The organism is Arthrobacter rhizosphaerae (assembly GCF_023062595.1).
Taxonomy (GTDB): Bacteria; Actinomycetota; Actinomycetes; order Actinomycetales; family Micrococcaceae; genus Arthrobacter; species Arthrobacter rhizosphaerae.
In genome coordinates, this window is record NZ_JALLAN010000013.1 from 1 (window position 1) to 17,021 (window position 17,021).

13 protein-coding genes are annotated in these 17,021 nt (G+C 61.3%); 4 read left to right on the forward strand and 9 right to left on the reverse strand.

What is annotated here, in order from left to right; all coding sequences use genetic code 11:
• Positions 1–230 precede the first annotated feature (230 nt).
• From MU551_RS16410 to fdxA, 3 genes are all read right to left on the reverse strand, one after another.
• Positions 231–1,529 carry a citrate synthase gene (locus MU551_RS16410; protein ID WP_247046362.1) on the reverse strand — a complete coding sequence of 433 codons (1,299 nt, stop codon included), beginning with the start codon at positions 1,527–1,529 and terminating at the stop codon, positions 231–233.
• Positions 1,530–1,758: 229 nt separating this feature from the next.
• Complete coding sequence (gene dapC / locus MU551_RS16415) at positions 1,759–2,907, reverse strand: succinyldiaminopimelate transaminase (RefSeq protein WP_308198320.1); 1,149 nt, start codon at positions 2,905–2,907, stop codon at positions 1,759–1,761.
• Between the two features lie 14 nt (positions 2,908–2,921).
• Positions 2,922–3,248, reverse strand: coding sequence for a ferredoxin (gene fdxA / locus MU551_RS16420; RefSeq protein WP_050685972.1), 327 nt, complete (start codon positions 3,246–3,248; stop codon positions 2,922–2,924).
• Between the two features lie 154 nt (positions 3,249–3,402).
• Between fdxA and MU551_RS16425 the strand changes: the two genes are divergently transcribed.
• Both MU551_RS16425 and MU551_RS16430 read left to right on the forward strand, forming a co-directional pair.
• Positions 3,403–3,654, forward strand: a complete 252-nt coding sequence (locus MU551_RS16425; protein WP_247046364.1) for a putative acetyltransferase — start codon at positions 3,403–3,405, stop codon at positions 3,652–3,654.
• 54 nt (positions 3,655–3,708) lie between these two features.
• Positions 3,709–4,197: a helix-turn-helix domain-containing protein gene (locus MU551_RS16430; protein ID WP_247046365.1), complete on the forward strand. Its 489-nt coding sequence runs from the start codon at positions 3,709–3,711 to the stop codon at positions 4,195–4,197.
• Positions 4,198–4,293: 96 nt separating this feature from the next.
• Here the strand turns inward: MU551_RS16430 and typA are convergent, their stop codons facing one another.
• The gene (gene typA / locus MU551_RS16435; protein WP_247046366.1) at positions 4,294–6,222 is read right to left on the reverse strand and encodes a translational GTPase TypA; all 1,929 of its coding nucleotides are present in this window, start codon (positions 6,220–6,222) and stop codon (positions 4,294–4,296) included.
• Positions 6,223–6,494: 272 nt separating this feature from the next.
• Here typA and MU551_RS16440 point away from each other — a divergent pair, with 272 nt between their 5' ends.
• On the forward strand, positions 6,495–7,475 hold the full coding sequence (locus tag MU551_RS16440; RefSeq protein ID WP_247046367.1) for an SGNH/GDSL hydrolase family protein: 981 nt from the start codon (positions 6,495–6,497) through the stop codon (positions 7,473–7,475).
• Positions 7,476–7,507: 32 nt separating this feature from the next.
• Here MU551_RS16440 and MU551_RS16445 read toward each other — a convergent pair whose 3' ends face one another.
• On the reverse strand, positions 7,508–9,334 hold the full coding sequence (locus MU551_RS16445) for an ABC transporter ATP-binding protein (protein WP_247046368.1): 1,827 nt from the start codon (positions 9,332–9,334) through the stop codon (positions 7,508–7,510).
• A 79-nt stretch (positions 9,335–9,413) separates the two neighbouring features.
• Between MU551_RS16445 and MU551_RS16450 the strand changes: the two genes are divergently transcribed.
• Positions 9,414–10,043: a PH domain-containing protein gene (locus tag MU551_RS16450; protein ID WP_247046369.1), complete on the forward strand. Its 630-nt coding sequence runs from the start codon at positions 9,414–9,416 to the stop codon at positions 10,041–10,043.
• Between the two features lie 21 nt (positions 10,044–10,064).
• On the opposite strand, the gene MU551_RS16455 is transcribed toward MU551_RS16450, so the two are convergent.
• The 4 genes from MU551_RS16455 to MU551_RS16470 all read right to left on the reverse strand — a co-directional run bounded on the left by MU551_RS16455 (position 10,065) and on the right by MU551_RS16470 (position 16,987).
• Entirely contained in the window at positions 10,065–11,162 is a 1,098-nt protein-coding gene (locus MU551_RS16455) for an ABC transporter permease (protein WP_247046370.1), read from the reverse strand.
• Position 11,163: 1 nt separating this feature from the next.
• Positions 11,164–12,702: an ABC transporter permease gene (locus MU551_RS16460; protein WP_247046372.1), complete on the reverse strand. Its 1,539-nt coding sequence runs from the start codon at positions 12,700–12,702 to the stop codon at positions 11,164–11,166.
• A 104-nt stretch (positions 12,703–12,806) separates the two neighbouring features.
• On the reverse strand, positions 12,807–14,561 hold the full coding sequence (locus MU551_RS16465; RefSeq protein ID WP_247046373.1) for an ABC transporter family substrate-binding protein: 1,755 nt from the start codon (positions 14,559–14,561) through the stop codon (positions 12,807–12,809).
• 659 nt (positions 14,562–15,220) lie between these two features.
• The gene (locus MU551_RS16470) at positions 15,221–16,987 is read right to left on the reverse strand and encodes a GNAT family N-acetyltransferase (RefSeq protein ID WP_247046375.1); all 1,767 of its coding nucleotides are present in this window, start codon (positions 16,985–16,987) and stop codon (positions 15,221–15,223) included.
• Between the last annotated feature and the right edge of the window lie 34 nt (positions 16,988–17,021).

Here is a 17,021-nt window from a genome sequence, read left to right on the forward strand (position 1 = left end):
TCCCTGACCATCCAGTTCGATGCCTTCCGCGGCGAATCGTGGGGACAGGGCAAGACGCATCCTTGCCGCCCACCTGGGAAGGTGAGCGGCCGGCGTCGTATGGGATTTGGTGGTTGGGCCCACACCGGCGAGGGGCCCAAACCGAGCTTGCGAGGTTTGGGAGCCGGTGGTTGGGCCCACACCGGCGAGGGGCCCAAACCGAGCTTGCGAGGTTTGGGAGCCGGTGGGGACTAGCGGGCCGGGTAGTGGCGCTCGGGCTCGCCGATATACAGCTGGCGCGGACGGCCAATCTTGGTGTTGGGGTCGTTGATCATTTCACGCCACTGGGCAATCCAGCCGGGCAATCGGCCTATCGCAAACAGCACCGTGAACATCTTCTCCGGGAAACCCATGGCCTTGTAGATCAGGCCGGTGTAGAAGTCCACGTTCGGGTAGAGCTTGCGCTGGATGAAGTAGTCATCACCGAGCGCCTTCTCTTCCAGGCGCATTGCAATGTCCAGCAGTTCGTCGTTGCCGCCGAGCTTGGTCAGGACCTCGTGGGCCGTAGCCTTGATGATCTTGGCCCGGGGGTCGTAGTTCTTGTAGACACGGTGTCCGAAGCCCATGAGGCGGACGCCGTCCTCCTTGTTCTTGACCTTCTCCATGTAGTCCTCGGGCTTGATGCCGTCGGCCTGGATCTGGCGGAGCATCTTCAGCACAGCCTCGTTGGCGCCGCCGTGGGCCGGGCCGAAGAGCGCGTTGATGCCGGCAGACACGGAAGCGAAGAGGTTGGCGTTGGAGGAGCCCACCAGGCGCACCGTTGAGGTGGAGCAGTTCTGTTCGTGGTCCGCGTGCAGGATCAGGAGCAGGTCCAGGGCCTTGGCAATCACCGGGTCCAGCTCGTACTGCTCAGCCGGAAGGCCGAAGCTGAGCCGCAGGAAGTTTTCCACCAGGTTCATGGAGTTGTCCGGGTACAGCATCGGCTGGCCAATGGACTTCTTGTGCGCGTAGGCGGCGATGACCGGGAGTTTGGCCATCAGGCGGATGGTGGAGAGTTCCACCTGCTCTTCGTTGAACGGATCCAGGGAGTCCTGGTAGAAGGTTGAGAGAGCAGACACGGCCGATGACAACACGGGCATCGGGTGCGCGTCACGGGGGAAGCCGCCGAAGAAGCCCTTCAGCTCCTCGTGCAGCAGCGTGTGGCGGCGGATCTTCTGGTCGAATCCATCCAGCTCGGTCGGAGAGGGCAGGTTGCCATAGATCAGGAGGTACGAAACTTCGAGGAAGCTTGAGTGCTGGGCAAGCTGCTCGATGGGATAGCCGCGGTACCGCAGAATCCCTGCGTCACCGTCGATGTAGGTGATGGCGGACGTCGTGGCAGCGGTGTTCATGAAGCCGGGGTCAAAGGTGACAGCCCCGGTCTGCTTGAGCAGTTGGGAAACGTCGTAGCCTTCGTTTCCTTCTACAACCTTGATGCGGGGCAGTTCGAGTTCGCCGCCCGCATGGCGCAGGACTGCGCTGGTGGTCTCAGTACTGGTGGTCTCAGTCATGGAGTCCCCTTCATGAGGCCTCTGGGCCTCTCTAGAAAGCTTGATCCAACATCAGGTGGGACCGTCCGCGGTCGCTGCACAGGCAGGTTTCCAACAGCCGGGCTGCCTTCCTGTAGAAAGCCACCATTGATATTCAGTTAAAAAGTACCGCCCCTGCGCAGGTGGTACTAATCCGATCCTCACGAAACTGCCTCAAACCCGGCCAGTTGTGGCACGAGTCACATGATTGTTACGGCGCTACGGAGAGTCGCTGAACTGCGGCGTCGATCCTGTCGTCCGCTCCGGTCAGTGCTACCCGGATGAAGCCGTGGCCTGCATCGCCGTAGAAGACGCCCGGACCCACAACAATTCCCCGCGCCGCAAGCCTCCCCACGGTGTCCCAGGTGGCCTCGCCGGCAGTGCACCAGAGGTACAGGCCGGCCTTGGATTCCTGAATCTCCAAGCCGAAATCCTTCAATGCCGGGACGATCCGCCGCCGACGTGAACGGTAAATGTCCTTTTGCAGCTGCACGTGGGAGTCGTCCCCGATCGCCACGCGCATTGCTTCCTGGACGGGGTACGGCACAATCATGCCGGCGTGCTTACGGCTGTTAACCAGATTGGCCATGATCGCTGAATCGCCGGCAATAAAAGCTGCCCGGTAACCCGCGAGATTCGACTGTTTGCTGAGCGAGTAGACGGCCAGCAGACCCTCATTGGAGCCGCCGGAAACCCGCGGGTCAAGAATGCTTGGCACAGCTTCTCCACCGAGCTGGACGTCCCATTCGTCCCAGCCCAGTTCGGCATAGCATTCGTCCGAGGCAACCACGGCGCCGATCTCCCGGGCCTGGTCAACAATCTTTCGGAGCGAAGCGACGTCCCGGACACTGCCGGTGGGATTGGCTGGCGAGTTTATCCAGATCAGCCGGACACGGGAGCGCGTCACGGCAACGAGCTCGTCCAAATCGTCAGCGGCGACGTGAACAGCGCCAGCGAAAGTAGCGCCGATGTCATAGGTGGGATAGGCAACAGTAGGACGCACGACGACGTCACCGGGCTTAAGTCCCAACAGGAACGGCAGCCAGGCCACGAGCTCCTTCGAGCCAACGGTGGGCATGACGTCCCGGGGATCCAGCCCGGGAACGCCGCGCCGCCGTTCGAACCAACTGGAGATCGCTTCTCGCAGTCCCTGCGTCCCATGGACCGTCGGGTAGCCGGGGGCATCGGCAGCGCGGCGCAGGGCGTCCTGGATCAGTGCAGGAGTGCCGTCCACGGGAGTGCCGATGGACAGATTCACTACTCCCCCGGGATGCGCTGCCGCCGTAGCGAGATAAGGCGCCATGGCTTCCCACGGGTAATCAGGAAGGCTGAGGCCAAAGCTGCGGAGGGCAGATGTCACTGGCGCGGCCGCCCTCAGTGGTCTTGGTTCTGCGGCGGCAGGGCGGCGATCATCGGGTGGTCCTTACCGGTGTTGCCGACCTTCGCCGCTCCGCCGGGCGAACCGAGATCGTCAAAGAACTCGACGTTGGCCTTGTAGTAGTCGGCCCACTCATCCGGAGTGTCGTCCTCGTAGTAGATTGCCTCAACAGGGCACACCGGCTCGCAGGCGCCACAGTCCACGCACTCGTCGGGGTGGATGTAGAGGGACCGCTCACCCTCGTAGATGCAATCGACGGGGCACTCCTCAATACATGCCTTGTCTTTAACATCTACACACGGTTGCGCGATTACGTACGTCACGTCCCTTTGCCTTTCCACGTTGGTTCCGGCAATCCTGCCAGTTAATGCTTCCGGCGCGCACGCCGGACTTATCGACTTCCGAGCCTATTATCTCCCAGCCTTTGGCGCGAACGTAGCGGAGCGTCATACTGCCGGGGCGATTTACGATGAAGTGGTGACCTCCCCACTGAAAACACCCCAGGACTTCCTCGCCGGCACAGCCCCCGGAACGCGGGTTGTGGTCCGGTACAGGATCGAGGGCGGAGTCACCGATGCGCTGGGAGATCTTATTTCTGTTTCTGTCACCGGCGGCGAGTGCACAGTGCGTACGCGACGCGCCGACGTCCTCATACCACTGGTCCTTGTGGTCGCCGCAAAAGAAGTCCCCCCGGCACCGCCCCGACGGGGCGCCCGTTCCCCTGTCTAAGCTTCTGCCGTCCCTTGGTGGCTGACTACACTAGCCACTATGGATGATGAGGGCATGGAAGCAAATCTAGCGGCGCGGGAGCGCGCATTAAACTCCCCGCTGCGGTTGCGGATCCTGCGCTTATGCCTTCACCAGTCACGGACCAACAAGGAAATAGCCGAACTGTTGGAGATCAATCCTGCATCGAGCCTGCACCATGTGCGCATCCTTGTGCGTACCGGGCTGCTGCTCACGGAAGAGCGCAGGAAGGGCAAGCGTGGCGCCACCGAGGTTCCATACATTGCCAGCAAGGAATCGTGGCGGACGCCGCTGCCCAACGTATCCCCCATCCTCATAGAGACGTTCCTGCAGGAGACCAGGGGCCTGGCGCCGGCTGATATGGAAGTGTGGCGGCTGGGGGTGAAGTTCAATGCCGAGCGCCGGGGGGAAATGCTGGCAAAACTGAAGGCCGTCCTGGAGGAATACACGGAACTGCCACCGGACGACGACGGCGAGGCCACGTCGCTGATGATTGCCCACCACCGCGATCCGTCCGCCGACTGAAACGACAAAACAAAAACTGCCAGTACGACGACGGCGGAGCCGCCTGCCGTACTGGCAGTTTTAGTGGTTTTGCTGCTGTATTGGAGCTTGGCCTGATTAGACCTTGGCGCGGGCGCGGTTGGCCTTGGCCCGCTCGTTGGTGTCCAGGATCAGCTTGCGGATGCGGATGGACTCCGGGGTAACCTCGACGCACTCGTCTTCGCGGGCGAATTCCAGGGACTCTTCGAGGGTCAGGTCGCGCGGCGGCGTCAGGTTCTCGAAGGTGTCGGAGGAAGCGGCACGCATGTTGGTGAGCTTCTTTTCCTTGGTGATATTGACGTCCATGTCGTCGGCGCGGGAGTTCTCGCCAACGATCATGCCCTCGTAGACCTCAGAGGTGGGCTTCACGAAGAAGGAACCGCGCTCCTGGAGGTTGATCATGGCAAACGGCGTCACAACACCGGCGCGGTCAGCGATCATTGAACCGTTGGTGCGGTATTCGATCGGGCCGGCCCACGGCTCGTAGCCCTCGGAGATGGACGCTGCGATACCGGCGCCGCGGGTGTCCGTGAGGAACTTGGTGCGGAAACCGATCAGTCCACGCGCGGGAACGATGAACTCCATGCGGCACCAGCCGGTGCCGTGGTTGGCCATGTTGGTCATGCGCCCCTTGCGGGCAGCCATGAGCTGGGTGACGGCGCCGAGGTACTCTTCCGGCACGTCGATGGTCATGTGCTCCATCGGCTCGTGGATCTTGCCATCAATGGTCCGGGTGACTACCTGCGGCTTGCCGACGGTCAGTTCGAAGCCTTCGCGGCGCATCTGCTCCACGAGGATGGCCAGGGCCAGCTCGCCACGGCCTTGGACTTCCCAGGCATCCGGACGCTCGGTGGGGAGCACCTTGATGGAGACGTTACCGATCAGTTCCTTGTCCAGGCGGTCCTTCACCTGGCGGGCCGTGACCTTGGCACCCTTAACCTTGCCGGCCAGCGGTGAGGTGTTGATACCGATGGTCATGGAGATCGCGGGATCATCCACCGTGATCAGTGGCAGTGGCTGCGGGTTCTCGGCGTCGGTCAGGGTCTCACCGATAGTGATTTCCTCGATGCCGGCGACGGCGACGATTTCACCCGGGCCTGCGGACTCGGTGGGAACGCGGTCCAGCGCCTTGGTGGCCAGGAGTTCTGTGATCTTGACGTTCTTGAGCTCGCCGTTGGCACGTGCCCAGGCAACGGTCTGGCCCTTGCGGAGGGTTCCGTTGTAGATACGGAGCAGGGCGAGACGCCCAAGGAACGGTGAGGCATCCAGGTTGGTGACGTGCGCCTGCAGAACACCGTCCGGGTTGTAGGTGGGTGCCGGGATGTGCTCGATGATGGTCTGGAACAGCGGCTCCAGGTCTTCGTTTTCCGGGGCCGTGCCGTCTGCCGGCTGCTCGAGGGAAGCGCGGCCAACCTTGGCTGCGGCGTAGACGACAGGAACTTCGAGGATCTTGTCCAGGTCCAGGTCCGGAACTTCGTCGGCGAGGTCCGATGCCAGGCCGAGGAGCAGGTCCATGGATTCGTGAACAACTTCATCGATCCGTGCGTCGGGGCGGTCCGTCTTGTTGACCAGCAGGATGACGGGAAGGTGCGCGGCCAGGGCCTTGCGCAGCACGAAGCGCGTCTGCGGGAGGGGGCCCTCGGAGGCGTCAACGAGGAGCACAACACCGTCAACCATGGACAGGCCACGTTCGACTTCGCCGCCGAAGTCAGCGTGCCCCGGAGTGTCGATCACGTTGATGGTGATGGTCTCGCCCTTGGACGACGGGCCGTTATAGGCAACCGTCGTGTTCTTGGCGAGGATGGTGATGCCCTTTTCGCGCTCCAGGTCACCCGAGTCCATGACGCGGTCTTCGAGGTGGTTGTGCTCGGCAAAGGAGTTGGTCTGCTTGAGCATGGCGTCGACCAGGGTGGTCTTGCCGTGGTCAACGTGGGCCACGATCGCGACGTTGCGCAGATCACTGCGCGAGGCAGTGTTTGCGGCGGTTTTGGTGGTGGTTTCAGACATGCGTAATGGCTCGATTCGATGGTGAAGTCAGCTGTAGTATCGCGACATTTCCAATCGGAACGCACGACAGATCAGGCCCTTTGCACAGGGCACCTATAGCAAGTCTAGTCGAACGTGCATTTATTGGCCTAAAAAGCGAAAAACAGTCCCCGTTGGCACCGTGACCAAATCGTGAACAGAGCGTTGCGGACATGAAGCTAAAGTCACTGGATTTTGCTGACTTGATAGCCCATGATGACTGTGTTACTTGCAAGGAAGTCCGGAGACCATCAATGCGAATTGCCACGGCTCTGTACCGCGCCGCCATGCCGATGGTCATTTTGGGCCTGATCATGAGTGGTTGCGGACAGCCACCAGCGTCACCTAACGCCGCCAGGGCCGGCAGCACCGCCGAAGCGCCGTCGGGCGCGCATTCCGGCGCTGCCAAGCCGGGATCAGACCAATCAACCGGAGGCCCAGGGACAAAGGCTCCCCGGCCCGCCGGGTCCTCGGGGACCGGTGCCAAGAGCGGACAAGCAGGGCCAGGAGCCGGGGCAACGGCTGTTGTGCCGGCACCAACAGGACGAGCTCTCCCCAATCCGGGCGCGTTGGCTCCGGGTTCCGTATACCTGAACCCTGCCACCGGCCAGAATGAAGTCATCGTGGCCGATATCCGCCGCACGGTGCTGCTCATTGGCGATTCCCAGTCCGAACCGTCCAACTCCTGGCCTCGTGCCGGGTTGGCCGCCGCCGGCTACAAGGTGGTCTTCTGCGGCAAGGGTGGAACGGGTTTCGTCGCGGCGAACGGCCGGTTCGGGAACTATATTGACGCTCTGAATCGCGGGGAGTGGACGCTGCCATACGGTTCGCTGCCCCTGGTGGTAATCGAAGGCGGCGGGAACGATGCCGGGAGGGGAGCCACCGACTCCCAGATCGTTACCAACGCTGAGCGGCTGATAGCTGCCTTGAAGCAGAGATACCCGGATGCTGAAATGGCTATGATCGGCACGCTGGCAAAGGGAGCCGGACATGGCGGAGGGCGCCGCACGGAAGTTGACGCACTGTTGGGCACTGTCGCCGCTAAACACTCCCTGCCGTTCGTGAGCGTGGGCGACTGGCTGACCCGCTACGACCTCGCCCGGAACATGGCTGACGGCGTGCACATGGACGCGCAGGGTCACAAAGCCCTCGGCCAGCTGCTGGCAGGACGTCTGGCCCAACTCCAGATTCAGGCCCCCCAACCAGGTGAGGGCCCGGGTCCGCAGCTGGGCTGAGGGCCGGCGTCCCGGCCCTCAGCACTGTGCTGCTACTCGATCCCTGCCAACTGAGCTCTCAATTCCCTGCGCTCACGCTGCTTCTCGGGATCAGGCAACGGAACAGCAGCGAGAAGCCGCTGAGTGTAGGCTTCCTGCGGGTTGCGGAGAATCTGGTCCCGGCTTCCCTGCTCCACGATCCGTCCACGCTGCATGACACAGATCCTGTCTGCAAGGACATCCACCACCGCCAGGTCGTGGGTCACGAAAAGGCAAGCGAAGCCGAGCTCCTTCTGCAGGTTCTGGAACAGTTCCAGGACCTTCGCCTGCACGGAAACGTCCAGGGCCGACGTCGGCTCATCCGCCACCATCAGTTTGGGTTTGAGGGACAGTGCCCTGGCAATACCTACACGTTGTTTCTGGCCACCGGACAGCTCGTGGGGATACCTGTTGCGGTAGTCCCGGGGCAGTTCCACCTGGTCCAGCAGTGCCTCGATCCGTTTCTGCAAGGCTGACCCCTTGGCCTCCCCTGCAAGGAACATCGGCTCTCCGATGCTCTCGCCGATAGGAAGGCGGGGGTTCAACGATGACGAAGGATCCTGGAACACCATGCCGATATGGCGCCGCACCTGGTGCAGCTGCTTCCCGTTCTTCTTGGCGGCGGAGATATCCTGCCCCACCACGCGCATTGTTCCTGCGGCGACAGGCAAGAGGCCGACGGCCGCCCGTCCGATGGTGGTCTTCCCTGAGCCTGACTCCCCTACCAGTCCCACCACCTGACCGGGATAGATCACCAGGTTGGCGCCCTCCACGGCCCTGAATGCCGGCACCCTTCCCTGCTTGGGGTATTCGATTGCGACATCAGTCAGTTCGAGGACAGGATCACCCTTGGGTTTGGCGGCCTCAGCGGCAACAAGGGCAGCAGCGTTCTCGCGTTCCCTGCGGACGAGTTCCTCGGGATCGACAGACGTAAGCTCCGCTTGCGTAGCGGCTGCCAAAGCGGCGGTGACGTCCACTTCGACGTCGGAATCCGCCCCTTGCCCCAAATGCGGGACCGCCGCCAGAAGTGCCTGGGTGTAGGGGTGCTGCGGGTTGCTGAAGATCTGTTCCGCTGTTCCCGTTTCAACGATGAGGCCTTTTCGCATCACCGCGATCCTGTCCGCAAGGTCTGCCACCACACCCATGTCGTGGGTAATAAGGACGATTGCGCTGTCCAGCTTGTTGCGCAGGTTCCTCATAAGATCCAGGATCTCCGCCTGGACCGTCACATCCAGGGCTGTGGTGGGCTCGTCTGCAATCAGCAGCTTCGGGTCACAGGACAGCGACTGTGCGATCATGGCACGCTGCCGCTGCCCCCCGGAGAGCTGGTGCGGATACGACTTGTAAGCCTTCTCCGGATCAGGCAGTTCCACGAGGTCCAGCATGTGCAGGGCCCGCTCTTTGGCCTCGTCCGGCGACATCTGATTGTGGAGCCGGAGTGTCTCCACAATCTGTGCGCCCACCGTATAAACGGGATTCAGGGCCGTCATAGGCTCCTGGAATATGACTGCAACGTCCCGGCCACGGATTCGTCGCAGGTTGCTTTCATCGGCTCCAAGCAGGTCTTTTCCTGCCAGCTTGACGCTGCCAGTGACCCGGCTGTTGCTGGGAAGGAGGCCGAGCAGTGCCATTGAACTGGCGCTCTTGCCGGAACCCGACTCTCCGACGATTGCCAGGACTTCTCCGGCGCGCACCTCGTAGTTCAGTCCGATCGCAGCAGGTACCCATTGCTTGTCCACTCCGAAGTCAACACTGAGGTCACGCACCTCAAGGACAACGGGGCTTTTGGCGGATTCCGGGCCCGGCGCTGCGCCGGGATCGCGGCTGAGGTTATCAGTCATGGTTGGGGTTTCCTTTCACCGGAGCCACTGAATGAACGGTAATTAGTTCCGTGGCCCGGAATCCTGAATTATTGAAGGCATGAGTCCCTTGCCCAACGCCGAAAATGTCGAAATCTTCCAACCTGGCATCAGCCGGCTGTTTGCCTGGACCTGCTGGGCTGTAGCGGCGTTCGGCGTAGTGGTCTCCGTGCTGAGTGGCGGAACGGCGGCTCTGGCCGGCGCTCCTCCCCTGCTGTTTGTGGCCTACCTCGGTTGGCTGCTTTTCTGGCGTCCCGCCGTCATGGTCAGTGATACCGGAGTGACCCTCGAGAATCCGTTCCGCGTGGTCGAGGTCCCATGGGAGGCATTGGTTCAGGTTGATACGCGCTACTCCCTGACCTTGATCACACCCCGGGGAAAGTATTCGGCCTGGGCTGCTCCGGCGCCGGGTATCTGGGGAGGCCGCAACGCGCACCCCGACCATCTCCGCGGACTGCCGGAATCGAGCTATGGGCCCGGCAACTCTGTACGGCCCGGGGACCTCAAAAGCACTGACTCCGGCGCCGCAGCCCAGATCGTCAGGGCACGCTGGCAGCAGCTCCTGGATAGCGGCAGTGTGGAGTCCGGGCGAGCCGAAGAAGTACCGGTGCGCTCCGCCGTCGTCTGGTCCCGCATAGCGGTGACCGTGATCCTCGCCGGAGCAGGCTATGGCGCGATTCTCTTGTTCTAGGAATTCTCCCAAGGCTGCCACTTAGGCGCCTTTCGAGAAATCGATGGCCGCCGCCGGTGCCGATGCCGGACGTGTACCTGGGTCTGCGGCCTTCTTGGCGTTGAACTTCTTTTGCCTGGGATCGAACGCGTCCCTTAGCCCGTCGCCGATGAAATTGATGCAAAGGCAAATGGCAACGATGAAGAGGCCGGGCCACCAGAAAAGCCATGGGCGGGTGGAGAACGCCTCTTGGTTCTGCGAGATGAGCAGGCCCAGGGAGGTGTCCGGCGACTTCACGCCGACCCCAAGGTAGCTGAGAGAGGTTTCCAGCAGAATGGCGGAGGACATGGTGAGCGTGACGTTAACGATCACCACACCGATGGCGTTGGGCAGGATGTGTTTGAAGATGATCCGGGCATTGCTTGAGCCGGAAATTCTGGCCGCGTCAACAAACTCACGTTCCCGCAGGGACAGAAACTCGCCGCGTACAAGCCGCGCGAGGCCCACCCACACCACAAAGCCCAGAAATACACCGAGCACCACGATGCCGTAATTCGTTGCAAACCCCGAGAACCAGCTTCCGGAGTCCCTACGGTTTGCTATCTGCGATACCACCGCAGCCAGCAGCAGGGCCGGGACGATGATAATGATGTCCGTTATGCGCATCAGCACCGCTTCGGTCCATCCGCGGAAGTAGCCGGAAAGAGCGCCTACCACAACGCCGATCAAGCCGGCGATCAGCCCGATGATAAACATCACGGTGATGGACTGCTGTGCGCCGCGCATCGTCATGGCAAAGAGATCCCTGCCGATACGATCCTGCCCAAAGGGGTGTTCGCCAATGGACGTCAGCGAGAGGGTGGGAGCGCCGTCGTTCACCAGTGGGGCGACGTCGATGTGGTTGTACTTCCACCAGCCCGGGATACCCGCCCAGCCCAACGATGTGAAGGCGAGCAGGAAGATCAGGCCAAAGGTGATGAGCCCGACGAGGGCTCCGGTGTGTCCAAAGAAACGTTTGCGGACGATCTGGCCTTGGCTCAGGCCTTTCGCCTCGCGAATCTCCTCGATGCCGGCCAAGGGCTCCTCGAGCTTCGCAGCCCGCTCGGCCAGAATTTCGTTCTGTTGGGATGGCTGAGTCATGTTACTTCACCCTTACGCGCGGGTCGAGTGCTGAATAGGCCAGGTCAGCGATGAGATTAAATACCAAGGCCGTAACGGCCGTGCAGATGAAAACGCCCATCACCGGGTTGGGGTCTACATGTCCAAGCCCGTCGAAGAACAACGTTCCCATGCCCTGCACGGAGAACACGCGTTCAGTGATAACTGCCCCACCGATCAGTGCTCCGATGTCGAATGCAACCACTGTGGCGATGGGGATGAGGGCGTTGCGGAATGCATGCCGCATCACCACTGAACGCTCGGTGGCACCCTTCGCCCTCGCCGTACGAATGTAGTCCATGTTCATCACTTCGAGCATGGACGAGCGGGTGAAACGGGTGTAGCTCGCCAGGGAGATGAGAATCAGGGCAATAGTGGGCAGGATCAGGTGGGTGAAGGAGTCCAGGGTGGTGACCCAGTAATCGCCCTCAAGGTTCGGTGTACTTGCGCCGATGGTGGCAATTGGCCTTCCCCTGATCTTTCCGTTGTTGAAATAGGAGGGCCAGGCTTGCATAAAGCGGTCCAGGACGATGAGTCCTCCGACAAGGAAGGCGGTGATTCCCCCAACCCGCATCCCTTGGCCGCGGTCGTAGCCTCCCCAGAGCCAGCCAACGCCCACGCCCACGAGAACGGCAACAACGGCCAGGATGAAGATCATCAGGGGCGTGGCCACGTTCAACAATCCCTGGATCGGGAAGTACATGACGATCCCGATTGCCACTGCAGTAAGCCCTGAGTACAAGGCTTTCTTGTTCTGCAGACCGGAAACAAGAACCGTAATGGCGAAAGCCAGCCCCACGCCGGCCAACAGGATGACAACGATCCCAAGCCCTGGAGTCGTGAACCACCGAGTAACGGATGCGACGATGAGGAGTGCCGTGATAAAGCCGAAGCCGACCGCACCGAGCCTCAGTCTCCGTTTGAGATCGCCGCCGGCTGCGACTGCGAGGACCAGGCCCGCGACAATGCCTATGCCGGCGGCCGTATACCAGGGGATATCCGGGTTCCTGAGGAAGTCATTGAAGCCGATGGCACCGTATTCCTTGAGCAGGACGGCGGCCCAGAAGATCGGCAAAGAAAAGAACAGGAACGCCATGAACGTAACGCCGTAGTCCAGGGTGCTGTACTGCCGCAGGGCGGTCACAATACCCAGCGCGACGCCGATCAGGATGGCGAGCACGGTGGCTGCTGTAACGAGCGAGAGGGTCTGGACCAGCGCCAGGCCCAGAGCTTCGGTGACTGGCTGGCCGGTGACATTACGGCCCAGATCGCAGGTTCCAGCGAATGGAACCAGGCATTGGGCGGCCCCGCCGAGCCATTTGAAATATCGGATGGGGGCCGGAGTGTTCAGATCCAGGAGGTCAATGCGGGCCTCAATGAGCTGATCGCGGTTGGCGGTGTTGAGGGCTCGGAGTTCTCCAAGGGGATCACCGGAGATCGCCGTCAGGATGTAGACGACGAATGAGGCGCCGAGCAGGATAAACGCGGCTGTGATGAGCCGCCGGACGATATACGTCACCATGGGGTGTACCTCGGATCGAAAGATGCGACGGATGACACAGACAGGAGCGCTGGGACCCACTTACCCGATCCCAACGCTCCTCCCTGCCTGAGAAATCGATCAGACTACTTGACCGACCACTCCCACATGTTCCACCAGACGCCCGTCAGGTTCGGCATGTACTGAACGCCGGTGACCTTATCGCTGTAGGCGTCCACGCCGATCAATTGGAAGAGGGGCAGTCCGTAGCTGCTCTTCCAGATCAGCTCGTCGATCTTCACCTGGAGCTCATCCTGCTTGGCCTTGTCCGTGGTGCCTATCAGCTCGTCCATCAGCTTGTCCGCTTCAGGGCTGGAGAAGGTGTTGAAGTTGCTGCCGGCTCCGGTCTTGAAGATCTGCGGTACACCGGTCACGCCGACGCCCGAGTTGATCCAGCCGAAGATTGAAGCGTCGTAGCTGCCGTCGCCCAGGGCCTTGCTCCACTGATCCTTGGGGAGACCGGCGTCGACGATCTTGAAGCCGGCCTTCTCTGCGGATTCGCGGATCAGGGAGAACGCATCCACACGGTTCGGATTGTCCTTGTTGTACATGATCCGGACTTCCGGGGTCTTACCGGCAAGCAGGCTCTTCGCCTTGTCAATGTTCACATCACTGTAGTCCGAGGATCCGTTGCTCTTTACGGTCTCGTCATACGAGGCCTGCGCCGGAACGAAGAGCTGGGAATCGAGCGGAGTAGCTTCAGGATCGAGCTTCTTCACGATCTTGTCCACGATGTCCTTGCGCGGAACGGTCAGCATGAACGCGGTACGGACATCCTGCTCTGCGAAAACGCCGCTGAAGTTGAGGTCGAGGTGATCGTAAGAGAGCTGCTTGTCTGTCTGGACGGAGACGCCGGGAAGGGCCTTCAGCTGCTCAAGCGTATCGGCGGAAGCCTGCGGGGCGATGATATCTGCCTCGCCGTTCTTCAGCGCCTGAACCTGCGCCGGAGCTTCACCGATGTAACGGACGACTACCTCGTCGATGTTCGGAATCGGGCCCCAGTTATAGTCCTTGTTCCGTACGAGGGTCATTGACTGGTCTGCAACCATGTCCTTGACAATGAACGGGCCGTTGGAGAGGTACAGACTTGAGTCTGCCGGCAACGAAGCGGCGTCAAAGCCCGTGTTCCAGGAGTCGGCCACCTTCTTCAGGGTTGCGGCGTCTCCGGAAGCGGCTCCACGCGGGATGGACTTGAGGAGATCCACAAGAGCATCAGCGTCAGCGAGTCCGGCCTGCTTGGCAACTACGTGAGCTGGAACGTCAATGCCACCGTTTCCGGCAGTGCCGAAGGCAAGCTCCCAGTCGGCGAAAGGCTTGGAGTACTTGAGCGTGATTGTGCGACCGTCATCACCGATTTCCGGGAAATCCGTGAGATTCAGACCCGACGTATCCGCAGCGGTGGTGAAGTATGTAGTTGCATCACTGTCGTAGTATGCGGACCCCGACGCCCAGGAGAGGATCATATCGGCAGCGCTGACCTGCGCGCCGTCGGACCACTTCACGCCCTCCTTGATGGTGTATTTCACCGTCAGGGGGTCGTCGGAGGTCTTCTCGTATGTACCGAACTTGTCATTCTTGACAATGTTCAGCTTGTTGTCGATATAGATGAAGTTCGAGTGGGTGGCATAGCCGATGCGGCCGTTGATATCCACGTTGTTGTCCGCCGTGCCCGGATTGAACGAGGTGAAGCCGTTCACCTCCGCCACAGTCACGGTACCGCCGGTCTTCGCGCTAGGCTCTGGCGTCGAATTGCCGCCGCCACCCTGCGTTGCGCAGGCGCTCAGTGCGAGCGCTGCAGCAGCCGCAAGGCCAACTGCTTTGGAAATACGTCCGAAACGCATTCCGCCTCCTATGTTTTTGTCTGGAAAAAGACCGCCGCAGTCCCTACCGGGATTGTGCCGTGTCTCACATGAGAAGAAGCCTAGACCCGAAAGCATCGCCGCTGGCACGAAAGTTACCTCTTAGTAAAGTTTGTTATCGAGATGCAACCAAGGGCAGTTTTCGGCCGCTTTTGGCCTCCTCGATGCAACATGCCTGTTACCTGTCCGGAACAATCCCCAATCACAACGAAAGCCCCTGTTCAATGGAATCTGGGCCTCTGCTGTTAATCCTCAATCACTGAAATCGGCGACTTGGAGGAGACTCTGTAGCCGGGCGCACCCCTGTTTGGTCCTCCCGCAGAGGCAGTTTTTGGGCCGCCGGATTAGAGGCCCGCGCCGCTTCCGGCCCAAGGCCTCAGCATCGCTTGAGGCGCCGCAAACCCAGAGCTCGACCCTGGTCCTGTGGTCAACCTTGAGCAAACACCCCCCGTCATCCTTAGCTGAATCTGACGTTAGGCAGCTAGCTTCGGTGCATTAGCCGAAGGGAAGGTGCAGGGAAATGACGATTACCGAATACCTGTCAGGACTGGGCATCATATTTGGATCCCTCGCTGCCGTCCTGGGCGTGGTTTCCGGGATAGTACGCCACCGCTCAAGCCACTAGAAGCGGGTGGCGGGGCCTAGATGCGCCGTTTCAACCCGACGTGAGCAGTCCGATATCCGAGTCGGGTGTAGAAGGCTCGAGCCCGTTCCCGTGCTTCGTCGGTGGTCACCTGTGCCAGTTCCGCCCCACGTGTCCGCCCAAAATTGTGTGCCCACTCAAGCATCGCGGTTCCCAAGCCCTGCGAACGTTCCGCGGCGGCAACTCGCAGTCCCTCGATCTGTAGCCGGGAAGAACCACCCCGGGAAAGGCCTGGAATGACGGTCAATTGCATAGTGGCAACGATGCGATCGGCACCATTGCGGACAACTCCGAGATAGTTGGAACTGTCGCGAACAACCATGTTGTAGGCCGCCTCGTATCGTTCGAGCTCGACGCACTCACGATCGGGACCGAACTGATCATCAGACAGCAGCGCGGCGATGGCCTCAACATCATCCCGACTCGCCCGTTCCACCCTGAAGGTCCGGCCCGCCACCCGCAGAAGTCCTCGAACCGAGGATCGCGCATCTGCCTGCAAACGAGCGACCAGCAGATCAAGCCATCCGCCGACGTTGGATCGAGCCTCAACGGTGTCGGGATAACGGCATCTCAAGTGCAGACCGGACTCGTTCAGGATGAACCAAAGCATGACGCTGTCGGTGTCGATTGTCGCGCTCACATAATGGGCGTCGAGTCCGACCGAGTCGATTCGCACCGGCAGTCTGCGCAGGTCCAGCCAGGAGATCGCGAACATACCAGGAGCTACGGGCATGCCGCCCCATGAAGCCAGCACGTCCGCGAGCGGCCACGAGCCAAGCTGCACAGCCTCTTTTACCGCGGCCGCCGCGGCGCGCGGCTCGGCGACCGCCGACTCAAGTACCGAATTGGTAATAAACCAGCCGACGGAGTCATGCCAGTTGTCGTCGAAGCGGCTGTGTACGGGAAATACGGCTCGAAGCGGGGTTCCTGCCAGTTGGCGGGTCACCGCAGTCATCGCAACAACAGCCAGTGCGAGAGTCGAGACGCCGTCGTTACGGGCCTGCGCAGCAAATGCCGCAGCGTCATCGACGTCGAACACGTCGCGCACTTCTACGCGCTCGCGCTGCGGATCGGGCGCACCCAGCGGCAGTGGGAATTGCGGCATAACGCCGCCGCTGTCACCGATGATGTCTTTCCATCGGTGACGCACGTGGTCCGGCGCCGCATTCCGATCCAGCAGTGCTTGAGTGTGTTCAACAAATGCCGGCGCTGGGCCGGGCAACCGTTCATGGCCCACACTCCCGGCGTCGAGCGCCGACAGCAGGTCGCGCGCAATCACCAGCATCGACCACATATCGACGTGGGCGTGGTCAGCCGCAATCACGACGGAGAGTCCAGCAGCGGTCTCCAATACGCACAGCCGGTGCGAGGGCTGTGCGTATGGCGAACATGTGGCGTCGAGAATTTCCTTCACAGCGTCATTGACGGCCTGACCAGAAGCTATCTGGTGCTCGACCCACGCCCCCGGACCAATGGTAATTTCGTGAAGTTCCGGATCACCATCCGCACCGGGCACGAAAGCCGTTCGAAGTGTTCCATGACGGTTGACGACAGCCAGCCAGGCATCGGCTATTGCCTCACGACGGGTTGGTGTAGGCAGTCGAAAAGACAACGCCATCCAGGAGCCGGGGCGGTCGCCTGCCCCAACATGCAGCCGCTGGTCAAAAGACACTGGGAGACGCCCGTGGAGAGCAGACACACTGACGTCGTAGCCCCAAAGTCGTCCGAACGGTAGGCGCAGGTGCGTGGCGTTGGTCAGCCGCATGGCAGTATCCTATCGCCCCAGATAGCCTGAATGC

Bases quoted from the DNA above. Each gene is read 5' to 3' on its own strand.
- MU551_RS16410 (WP_247046362.1), bottom strand. From the start codon at position 1,529: ATGACTGAGACCACCAGTACTGAGACCACCAGCGCAGTCCTGCGCCAT.
- MU551_RS16430 (WP_247046365.1), top strand. From the start codon at position 3,709: ATGGAAGCAAATCTAGCGGCGCGGGAGCGCGCATTAAACTCCCCGCTG.
- typA (WP_247046366.1), bottom strand. From the start codon at position 6,222: ATGTCTGAAACCACCACCAAAACCGCCGCAAACACTGCCTCGCGCAGT.
- MU551_RS16440 (WP_247046367.1), top strand. From the start codon at position 6,495: ATGCGAATTGCCACGGCTCTGTACCGCGCCGCCATGCCGATGGTCATT.
- MU551_RS16445 (WP_247046368.1), bottom strand. From the start codon at position 9,334: ATGACTGATAACCTCAGCCGCGATCCCGGCGCAGCGCCGGGCCCGGAA.
- MU551_RS16450 (WP_247046369.1), top strand. From the start codon at position 9,414: ATGAGTCCCTTGCCCAACGCCGAAAATGTCGAAATCTTCCAACCTGGC.
- MU551_RS16455 (WP_247046370.1), bottom strand. From the start codon at position 11,162: ATGACTCAGCCATCCCAACAGAACGAAATTCTGGCCGAGCGGGCTGCG.
- MU551_RS16460 (WP_247046372.1), bottom strand. From the start codon at position 12,702: ATGGTGACGTATATCGTCCGGCGGCTCATCACAGCCGCGTTTATCCTG.
- MU551_RS16465 (WP_247046373.1), bottom strand. From the start codon at position 14,561: ATGCGTTTCGGACGTATTTCCAAAGCAGTTGGCCTTGCGGCTGCTGCA.
- MU551_RS16470 (WP_247046375.1), bottom strand. From the start codon at position 16,987: ATGCGGCTGACCAACGCCACGCACCTGCGCCTACCGTTCGGACGACTT.